This is a genomic window from Acidithiobacillus marinus, assembly GCF_002847505.1.
Taxonomy (GTDB): Bacteria; Pseudomonadota; Gammaproteobacteria; order Acidithiobacillales; family Acidithiobacillaceae; genus Acidithiobacillus; species Acidithiobacillus marinus.
This window is the reverse complement of the sequence record NZ_MXAV01000064.1, coordinates 1-2,104: the sequence shown is the minus strand read 5'-3', so window position 1 is coordinate 2,104 and position 2,104 is coordinate 1. Positions and strand designations below refer to the sequence as shown.

Genomic DNA, 2,104 nt, shown 5'->3' with positions numbered 1-2,104 from the left:
GCGCTCCAAGCAATAGATTCGGCACTAAGAAAAAGGGGTTTTAACATTAGCACAAATGGAGTAGGTATACAGATTTTTGTAAAACACTTTTATCTACATGAAGAACGAGGATGGAACACCATTACACACGCTGGGAGTATGGATATGCAGGTGCTTGTGCCTTCGGTTGGATACGAGAATTTCGTGCGTATCGAACATCTAAAACATACAATAAGCGGGCCTATCAATTTTAGCGTTGGCAGAACATCATCAACAAACGCACTTTTGGAAGCAGGCGTGAACAAACTCGTCAACAACCCTGAATTCATCGCTGCCCTACTCAAAGCCGGACACGCCGGTGCGGTTGTGCCCAAACTTTCGGCAGCCGGCTAATCGGGAGGCTGCGGGAGAAAGGAACAACAAACTTGTGACCAGTCACACATAGTAAAAGGATTTGAGGATCACCCCGGTTGAGGGGGCTTGCCGGGTTTATCGAGCATATCCCACCAGTGACAGAGAGCCAGCCAGTGGTGATAGCGGGTCGCCGGCGCCCGATCGGTCAGCGTGGCCCAATAGGCCTGCACATGACGGGCTCCGATGCGGGCCGCTTTGGTTTCGTGCATCTGCAATTCACAAAACTCCAGAAAGGCCTCAATCCGCCGGGATTGCAGGCGTCGGTTGGCTTTGCCGCCCTTGCGCCGGTAGGCCCGTAATCGGGGATTCTGGCGCCAGTTTTTGACCGCGATGCCACTCATGACCGGGCCCCGATATAGCTGACTGTGACACCGATGCGCCCGTGGCCCAGCTCCGCTGAGACCTGCAGACGGGCGGCACGGTCTATGGCTTTGCTGACCATCAGCCGGCCCGCCACCAGAGGCACATCCTGACCGGTCAGGGCGCGATAGCGATGACAGGCATAGGCGGCCCGCAAGTCATGGATACCGTGCCCGGTGTTGGCCTTGATGGTATCCCGGATGATCCGCAGGGGACCGCTTTCCCATTTTTCCCAAGTTTGATGGGGTGGAATCAGATTACGTTGCCGGCCTTGGACTTCGGCGGCGTGGCGGAGAGCGCGGATCTGGTCGGGATGTGTGATAGGCAGGACGCGGTCCCGACCACCTTTGGTGCCCGCAGTAATGGTGACTAATGCCGTCCGTTCCGCTTCCTGCAACGCCTTTTTGGCGTTGAGGAGAGAGGCCTCCATGGCCCTGAGTCCGAGATGGCGGGCCAGCTGGGCGATGGCCACGCCTTTATCGTTACCCTCGGCCTGCAGCTGCTCAATGGCTTTCTGGTAAGGTTCTTCATAAAACCCGCCGGGGATCTCGGTACGGATATGGATACGCGGCGGCATCTGGCAATCGCGCACGGCACCGACGCTCCGCCAGCGGACGGGCGTCCGGCTAAGGACGCTGTTTACCGCGCTGATTTTGTCGTGGGCGTGACCGGCGCTGATTTTGCCCGTGAGGACTTGCGTACGGAGGGTGTTGCCATATTCTATGACCAGTTCGCGGGTTACGTTTTCGAGCTTTTTGATTTTATGTGCCCGCGCAAAATCGGCAAAATGATTCCAGCGTTCCGATAATTTACCCAGCGATTCGGTGCCCATCCCCTTATTCACAAATCCCTGCTTCAAGAAAATCCGCCCGGCAGATGCCAGATCCCGACTGCCAATGCCAAAATTCGTGCTCATAAAAACCCCCTTTTAAATCTCAAAAAACAAAAAAGAAAAACCCATGAAAAACCGCAAAAAGGCACACCTCCCCCTCCCCAGTGACGGGGATAGGGTTTTTTTCATGGGCATTCTCAAAATCAAAAAATACCTATGAAAAAAAAGCCCCACAGGAAGTGGGACTATTCGGATAAAAATCATATTTAGAATATGAAAAATATTGCGTCGCTGTTGCCAGCATTGTCTCTTGCCCGCCTTACTTTTGCGGCCCCGGAGGGGTCGTGAAAACGATCTTGGACAAGAGACAGAGACCCCCCGGGGCCGCAAAAGTAAGGCTAAGAGAGAGATGCATACTTTGGCCCGGCCGCGCAGGAGCGCGGCTGCTCCTGGTGGGAGCGCATGCTGGGCAGGGGGGCAGGATTTGGACGGATCCTGATAACCGGTGAGTTTTTGGGG

3 protein-coding genes are annotated in these 2,104 nt (G+C 54.9%); 1 reads left to right on the top strand and 2 read right to left on the bottom strand.

Annotation, left to right across the window (positions count from 1 at the left end):
- The coding region (locus B1757_RS15650) for a hypothetical protein (RefSeq protein ID WP_216360896.1) at positions 1-372 on the top strand (372 nt) is incomplete at its 5' end.
- 68 nt (positions 373-440) lie between these two features.
- On the opposite strand, the gene B1757_RS14930 is transcribed toward B1757_RS15650, so the two are convergent.
- Together B1757_RS14930 and B1757_RS14925 are read right to left on the bottom strand one after the other, a co-directional pair.
- The gene (locus tag B1757_RS14930) at positions 441-734 is read right to left on the bottom strand and encodes a hypothetical protein (protein WP_101539075.1); all 294 of its coding nucleotides are present in this window, start codon (positions 732-734) and stop codon (positions 441-443) included.
- Positions 731-1,669: an integrase domain-containing protein gene (locus B1757_RS14925; protein WP_101539074.1), complete on the bottom strand. Its 939-nt coding sequence runs from the start codon at positions 1,667-1,669 to the stop codon at positions 731-733. The genes B1757_RS14930 and B1757_RS14925 overlap by 4 nt, the downstream gene beginning before the upstream one ends.
- Positions 1,670-2,104 lie beyond the last annotated feature (435 nt).